We start from the raw sequence: 7,433 nt of genomic DNA on the forward strand, positions 1-7,433 counted from the left end.
CGCCACGGGTGCTTCGCATGGGGCTTCTTCCTCAAAGCCTTCCCGCGCTGACTCTCTTACTCTCGTCTCCCTCCAACTCCTCTTTCAGCAGTCCATCCCTCTCACCGATGGCGACGGTGATACAACCACCGCCACAGCTTCCTTTGATCTCGGCGGTAATTTCCAAATCGGCGATGACGGCCCAGACATCACACCAGGAATTTTCACGTCCTCACAAAATCTTGATTTCAGCATACAAGTTGGACAGGCTACTGGTGATAACAATATTAGTGGCACTCCAGGCACAAATTATCGTGACCAAGGGCAAATTCTGCTCGACTTTGATCCAATATATGCCAACCAAACAATTGATGTCACCTTAAATGTAGAGATCGACGGTACATGGAATTACGATGGCGTTTTTGAACCCCCCCTTACAAGTGAAAACACCAATATTGGGTCCAACCAAACCGATTACTTTGATGACAATTGGGCAATCTTCGTACAAGATTCTCAACCCGGTCTAAACGCAGTGCCGGACCAAGTTTACTACTACAACAGCACAGCTACTAATACACCTAACACCTTTCCCAACTCTGATCCAAATGTTTCAACAGTATTGGGTCCAAATGTAGATTCATTTGTCTACGGAGATCCAATAAATTCAGGGTTTGGTCAACCAGGGAATGGTAATTTAAACAACTTTACGCATACAGCAGATGTCGTGGCACCGTTAGATGTGAATGGCGATCTAAGCCTGTGGATAGCGGCTGAAACAACGCAGACAAGCGAAACCGCAACAATCCAAGGGATTGCCAATGTGCAACTTACTGGGCCACAACTTCTCGATGCCGTGCTAATCCAAGTTGCAAATACAGATGCAACATATGCCAATCAAAACCTAGCTTCATGGGATTTTGGTGCTGATGGCATAATAAATAACCTTGATGGTTATTCCATCTTGGGGCTGGACTCGGCCTATTCAGGAGTGATATCCCAGGGAGCCACTGCGCAAAGTCTTGTACTGACAATTTCTGAAGCGGGTAGTGCAAACACAATTGCAGTGTTCAATCTAAATTCAGATTCAACCGCATCTGACTCGCTTCAGATCAGACAGACTGCTCAGCAAGAAAATATTAGTTTCAATCTACAAGTGAAGGATGGCGACCAGGATATTGACTCAATAACCTTCAATATACAGATGGGTGCTCCAACCACAATCCCTCCAATCAGCATAGATCTGGATCGTGATGGAAAGGTTGATTACCTATCTCGATCTGAAGGCCAAGTTTTCCAAGATGCAGAAACTAATATAATCAGCAATCTCGCCTGGGTTGCCCCAAACGATGGCTTACTGGTGATCGATGCAGATCAATCTGGCTCGATCAATGAGACACGGGAATTTGCTTTCACCGAGTGGAGTAATAATGCCGAAACTGATCTTCAAGCTGTAGCAGAAGTTTTCGACACGAATCAAGATGGCATCCTAGATGCTCAGGATGAAAGATTTGACGAGTTCGCAGTTTGGCAGGATCTTAACTCTGACGCCATTACCGATGAAGGCGAGCTTTCTTCCTTGTCTGAACTTGGTATTGACAGCATCAACCTGACCTATCGCGATGACAGTGAAAGCCGTTCAGAGGTAGGCGGGGACGTGACGGTCTTCGGACAAACCACTGTGAGCTATGAAGATGGCAGTACAGCTCTAGCCGAAGACACATCATTCGCTCGATCCATCGTGTCTGACCCGTCTTCAACAGCCGATCCAACCGCTAGCGACATTGGTGACCAAGCAGCGACAACCCAGCTTGCTTCCCAAGATCTATCCAGTGAAGTTTCAATCACAGCCTTGGTGAATCAGTTCTTGGAAACGAATCCTGCTGAAGACGATCTCATTGCCCAGGTGCATCAAGAGTTAATGGACGATGGGGAGCCCGATTCCAACCCCATCAATCTTGAGAGTCTTGATGATGCGTCCTATGGTGATGAGGATTACGATGTTGAGCTTGATCTTGAGATAGAAACTATCGATCTGTCCAATGCTGATCTCATTGACGAGATGCCACTTGATTTCGCTGAAGTTTATTCGTCTCAGGCATAATCATGAACGACTCCTCTTCTCCCTTGACAGCCATTGAGTCTTCGATCACCGATGTGGTCAGCCAGTTTTTGGATATGGCGCGTGGTGCTGAGATTGATTCTCCTGGTACGAGCACCCGTCAAGCTGGTTTGATGCACGAGCTGGATAGTTTGGTCAGTGATTTTCTTGATCAGAATCAGATTTCTTCCGAAGAATACAATTCTCTCGAGCAGCAGGTTCTCAATTCAGTGGCTGAAGAGCTCATTCTCGACTCCGACGATCATGATTCGCTTGATCTTCGTGCCGATGATCAAGGAAATTACGATGCCGAGTCTGTTATGGCAGCCATTGATCTAGACCTTGGCTCGCTTGATGACCTCAACCTTCCATCTATGATGTCAGATGGGTTTGACGGACTCGATGTTTAGGTTCATTCCGTTAATGCCAAGGGATCTCGAGACGACTCAATGCTCAATTCAGATCGGCGAATTCTCTTGTTCTCTGATCAGCCCCCATCGACTTCTGTTGTTTTTAAACATCTAAAGTCTTGTCAGTTCTATGTTCTTTTTATTGATGAATTGACAGATCAACGGTTGTCTTCCAGTCTTGACGATCAGCCTGATTTAATTCTTTTCGATAGTGACCATTTTCAATTTCAAGCCTCGCTTCAGTTGATTCGGTTCATTCGCTCTAAGAAGATATCTGTACCGGTGATTCATTTGGTTAGGGATGATCACTTTTTGGCACGTGTTCAATCTCTCCAGGCTGGTGCTGATGATGTGTTGTCATTCCCTTTTGCTTACGAAGAGCTTGATGCTCGTTTGGATGCTCTATTCAGGCGTTCCTCGATGGGGACCAACCATCTCGATGGCGCAGTGCTTCGCCATACAGATCTAGAACTCAATACTGATACGCGAGAAGTCACCCGTGACGGGATCTCCGCCAAACTTACGGTCAAAGAGTATGACCTATTGGTTTATTTTCTCCAGAATTCAGGGATTGTCTTGCTTAGGAAGACAATCTTGCATAATGTTTGGGGCCAAAGTTGGACTGGAGACGACAATCTTCTTGACGTTTATATCCGTTATTTGCGCAAGAAAATTGAGCGCCCGAAACTTGAAAAATTGATACACACTGTACGAGGTGTTGGCTATATCTTGAAGTAACGAAGCTATTAGTATCAGTCGGAGGTAATCTGATCTCATTGCGTCGATTGGAGATCGAGTTGATTATGAGTCTGTAACTCCCTCAATTCGATCCTCAACCTCTTGATAGAGCTCCTGCAGTTGCTGAATGTTTTCATCGGAGGTTTCCCAATACCCACGTCCATTTACCTCAAGCAAGGTTCCAACAATCCGCCTGAAACTGTGGGGATTAAGCTCCAGCAAGCGTTTGCGCATTTCTGGATCATTGATGAATGTTTCATTGGCTTCTTCGTACACAAAGTTGTCTACAGAACCGCTTGTAGCACTCCATCCAAGCGTGAAGTTCAACCGCTTTGCGACTTCTCGAACCCCTTCATAACCCGAATCGAGCATGCCCTCATACCACTTTGGATTGAGCAGTTTGGTCCGTGAGTCCAGGCGAATCGTTTCACTTAAGGAGCGAACCTGAGCATTGGCTGTCGTTGTGTCTGCGATGTAGCTTGTTGGCGATTTTCCGTCATCGCGAAGTCCCTGAATCAGCTTGGTGGGGTCGCTGTCGAAATAATGGCTTACATCGGTGAGTGAAATCTCAGCGGAGTCGAGATTTTGGAAGGTTACGTCTGCTGTCTTCATCACTGATTCGAAGACTTCACGTTTTTGATCCATTTCGCCTGGGTTGTCGGCATTAAAGGCAAATGTTTTACGAGAGAGATACATCTCCTGAAGCTCTCCTTCCTCTTCCCAGGTGCTGTTTTCAACAGCCAGGTTCACATTGGAGCTGTAGCTACCGCTTGCATTGGAAAACACACGGCAAGCAGCATCACGAAGACTTGTGCCTTCTTTCTCGGCTTGTTCAAGAGCATGTTTTCGAACAAAGTTCTGATCAATAGATTCCTCCGATTCGGCAGCCATTTTCACGCCTTGATCAATCAGGGCCATCTGATTGATAAACAAGTCTCGGAACACACCCGAACAATTCACAACAACATCGATCCTTGGCCGCCCTAGTTCTTCCAGGGGAATGAGTTCTAGTTTGTTGACCCTGCCTAAGGAGTCGGGAACCGGGCGAACTCCGATAAACCAAAGGATCTGTGCGAGTGATTCTCCGTAGGTTTTGATGTTGTCTGTTCCCCAGAGCACGCAAGCGATCGTTTCAGGCCATTCACCCTGTTCTTCTCTCTGTCGTTCGATCAGTTTGTCCACCACAACCTTGGCTGCAGCCACTGCTGCTCTGGTAGGAATTGCTTGAGGATCGAGAGCGTGAATGTTTTTGCCACTCGGCAGTACGCCTGGATTCCTGATTGGGTCTCCTCCGGGGCCAGGCAGAACGTATTCCCCATCGAGAGCTCTTAACAGGCTCTCCATTTCCATATCTGCGCAGATTTGCTGGAGGCAGAAACGCAAATAGGTAAACAGGCTGTCAAGCGCCGTGCTGTCAACGTTGGTAAAACCACCAGTCGAACAGGCTCGGAACCAAGGTGTTGGCCGTTTGAATCCAAACCGAGAGATCAGATCAAGGAACCAAGCAAACTTTTCGCGCATATTGACGCGACCGTCGCTCCCTGTCAGAGACCGCACCATGGATCCCACAGCAGCACGGGAAACTTCTGTGATTGTGCGATTGAGTTCCACGTCTTCAAGAACGCCATCATCATTGCCTCGATAGATGTCATCGATTTGGCGGCCAAGGGATTCAGCCAGTAGTCCCGGTAAGGAACGAAGGCCGTCTTCTTCGCGCTCCAAGGCGGCAATACTCACCAGCGTTGCAATCGCTTCTTCTGCCGTAGGCGGCTTACCGATGGTATGAAGGCCGCAGGGAAGCAGGCGACTTTCAATTTCCATCAACTGGCGGTAGATCGCCCCAACAATCGCGTCGCGATTTTCGAGAGTTAGATCAGATGAATCATCGTCGGGCAGAGCAACATCTTTATCAAGATTGCACAGGCGTGCGGTTTCTACGATCGCATTCACGATTTGAACTCCCCGAGCACTTTCTCTCAGTTGTTGATAGGAGCCCACCAACTCACCAAGCTCTTTGAGTCCTTTGTAAAGGCCAGCATTTTCGGCTGGTGGTGTGAGGTAACTAATCGTGGATGCATAACCTCGACGTTTTGCGATCGTTGCTTCCGATGGATTATTGGCTGCGTAGTAATAGAGGTTGGGTAAGGCTCCGATCAGGGAGTCTGGGTAACAGGTTTCACTCATGCCCATTTGCTTGCCGGGCATAAATTCAAGTGATCCATGTGTGCCGAAGTGGAGCACGGCATCGGCCCCCCAAATCTTTTCTAAGTACGTGTAATAGGCTGCAAAACCATGATGAGGACTTGCGCTGCGTGAATAGAGAAGGCGCATAGGATCACCTTCATAACCAAAAGTTGGTTGAACCCCTACAAAGATATTTCCAAAATGACGTCCATAGATCAATAAATTTTGTCCGTCGCTATTCAAATTACCTGGTGGTTTCCCCCAGTTTTCTTCTAAACGTTCTGAATAAGGAGTTAGCCTTTCATACTCTTCAACGCTCATTCGATGCGCGATCGAGAGTTCTGGTGATCCTTGAAGGGCTTCTGGATCGTTGATCACCGTCTCCATGAGTGCCTTGGCATCCCGTGGCATGTCCTGAACGTCGTATCCCTTGGCCTTCATCTCCTGCAGAACCCTGTGAATCGAATCGAACACATTGAGATAGGCCGCCGTTCCTACATTTCCTTTGTCTGGGGGAAAGCTAAAAACGGTAATGGCTAGCTTTTTGTCTTTACGTGGTTTGAGGCCTAATGATGACCATCGGATTGCTCTTTCAGCAATCGCATCCACGCGATCTTGCAGGGTATGAGCTTTACCCGTGGCGTCATCACGACCAGACAAAACAATGGGTTCGATAGCGCCGTCTAACTCTGGAATCGCGATTTGCAGTGCTACCTGTACTGGGTGAAGGCCTAAATCACTTTTTTCCCATTCTTGCGTGGTTTGAAAGACCAAGGGCAGGGCAACCATGTAAGGCCTATTGAGCTTTTTCAGCGATTCAACGGCCTTGGGATGGTCCTGACGCGCTGGACCTCCAACTAAGGCAAAACCTGTAAGAGACACAATGCTGTCCACTAAAGGCTGCTCTGAATTGAGCGGGTCGTAGAAAAAAGCATTGACAGGTTTTGAGAAATCAAGACCTCCGCAGAAGATCGGAATAACGCGTGCACCTCGGAACTCAAGTTCTTGGATGGTTGCCACGTAGTGGGCATCGTCTCCAGTCACGATGTGACTGCGCTGGAGCACGAGACCAATCACTGGTCCCTTGCGGGCTTGGTCGCTGAGATCTGGGCGACTCGCCATCCAATTCAAATATTCCTTTAAATCCTCAAACATTTGAGGTGCTAGCGGGTGCCAAATCCCGAGATCAGGAAAGACTTCTGGATCTGCAACTGCTACTTCAGGACGCCCATCACCATCTGATGCTGGAAATACATATTTATCAGCCAGCATCAACAGAAAATTTCGGAGATTATCTGGTGTGCCACCCAACCAATATTGGAAACTAAGCATGAAGCTGCGAGCATCTTGCGCTTTCTCGACGGGCAAATACTTGAGCACCGTTGGAAGCGTATTCAAGAGCTTGAGCATGGCGTCTTGAAAACCTGCACCACCAGCTTCTTTTCGCTTTTTCATGAAGCCGGCGATCGCGCTTTTGCTCTGCCCGAGTTGAGCCATCGAGAAGCTGCCTAACTTGTTGAGGCGCATGACCTCGGGCATCGAGGGGAAGACGACCGCGGCTTTCAGGCGATCGCGGTGAGGACTGACTGCATCAACAACTTTTTGGGCGAGATCTTCAATGAAAATGAGCGATCCAATAAAGACGTCGGTCTCAGCAACATCTTTTTGAAAATCTGCATAATTATGTTCATCACGAAGTTCCTCAATCAGATAGCCGCAGAGTTCAATCCCAATGGGACCATCTTGCGCATTGAGACTGATCGCTGCTTGTGTTAATGCACTTTGATATTGCGGTTCAAGAACGACGTAGACGGCCTTCATGACCGATTGATGATTGTTGTTCTCAGCAGGAATAATCCGACGATCAGCGGAACGGACCTGCGTAAACATCAGCTCAATTGAGGAATGTAAAGAAGCTTACGTGTGTCTGTGTCGCTCTGCTCGAGATCTGCATTTCGTGTTACATCCGCGCTTGGCCCCATAGGCTGAGTCCATCTGCAACACGTTCATGAGCGACATCCAGA

At 47.8% G+C, this 7,433-nt stretch carries 4 protein-coding genes; 3 read left to right on the plus strand and 1 reads right to left on the minus strand.

Annotation, left to right across the window (positions count from 1 at the left end; genetic code table 11):
- The 3 genes from NCN04_RS05475 to NCN04_RS05485 all read left to right on the plus strand — a co-directional run.
- Positions 1 to 2,080: SPM autocatalytic domain-containing protein (locus NCN04_RS05475; RefSeq protein WP_250395422.1), on the plus strand; the 2,080-nt coding region annotated here is incomplete at its 5' end.
- Positions 2,081 to 2,133: 53 nt separating this feature from the next.
- Positions 2,134 to 2,487 (plus strand): hypothetical protein, encoded by a 354-nt coding sequence (locus NCN04_RS05480; protein WP_250395423.1) that lies wholly within the window; start codon positions 2,134 to 2,136, stop codon positions 2,485 to 2,487.
- Between the two features lie 39 nt (positions 2,488 to 2,526).
- Complete coding sequence (locus NCN04_RS05485; RefSeq protein WP_250395424.1) at positions 2,527 to 3,225, plus strand: winged helix-turn-helix domain-containing protein; 699 nt, start codon at positions 2,527 to 2,529, stop codon at positions 3,223 to 3,225.
- Between the two features lie 63 nt (positions 3,226 to 3,288).
- Here the strand turns inward: NCN04_RS05485 and NCN04_RS05490 are convergent, their stop codons facing one another.
- Positions 3,289 to 7,299 carry a magnesium chelatase subunit H gene (locus NCN04_RS05490; protein WP_250395425.1) on the minus strand — a complete coding sequence of 1,337 codons (4,011 nt, stop codon included), beginning with the start codon at positions 7,297 to 7,299 and terminating at the stop codon, positions 3,289 to 3,291.
- Positions 7,300 to 7,433 lie beyond the last annotated feature (134 nt).

The sequence above is a fragment of the Synechococcus sp. MU1655 genome (assembly GCF_023630655.1).
Taxonomy (GTDB): Bacteria; Cyanobacteriota; Cyanobacteriia; order PCC-6307; family Cyanobiaceae; genus Synechococcus_C.